Origin of the sequence: Dietzia sp. 111N12-1 (assembly GCF_001658045.1) — a bacterium.
In the GTDB taxonomy this organism is placed as follows: Bacteria; Actinomycetota; Actinomycetes; order Mycobacteriales; family Mycobacteriaceae; genus Dietzia; species Dietzia kunjamensis.
Genome location: NZ_LSSV01000112.1, coordinates 1 through 559, shown reverse-complemented (window position 1 = coordinate 559; position 559 = coordinate 1). Strand labels below are relative to the sequence as shown.

At 68.0% G+C, this 559-nt stretch carries 1 pseudogene; it reads right to left on the bottom strand.

Features of this window, described 5'->3' with window-relative positions:
• Nucleotides 1-559, bottom strand: a pseudogene (locus AYO52_RS17490) (transposase); the annotation flags it as partial.

Genomic DNA, 559 nt, shown 5'->3' with positions numbered 1-559 from the left:
GGCGGTGAACGCCTTGAACAGGCGGGCCTTCTGCTTGTCGGTCAGCAATTCGGCGCGGTGCGCAGGATGCGGCGGATCCCGTACAGGGGGTCACCGGTGCGGCCCCGGTGCCCGGTGGTGGCCTGCTGGATGCGCTGGCGACACACGGTGAGCTTGTCGGCGGCTAGGTGCACGACGTGGAACGGATCCATCACTGTCCGGGCAGCGGGCACCGCGCTGGCGGCCGCGGAGTGGTAGCCGGCAAACCCGTCCATAGTCACTACCTTGATGCGGTCCCGGAACGCCTGGTCACGGGCGTCGAGCCAGTCGGCGAGCACCCTCGCTGAACGGCCCGGGACCATGTCCAACAGGCGGGACGGGCCGGTGCCGTCCACCACCGGGGTCAGGTCCACCAAGACGGTGACGAACGCACTGCTGCCGTCGCCGCGCACGTGCTTCCATTTGTGCTCATCGACCCCGAGAATGCGGACGCTGTCGAAGTGGCCGGGCTGGTTGTAGACGATCGTGCGAGTCTCCGACAGTGCTAGATCGTTGACCAGATCCCACCCCAGCCCGAGGG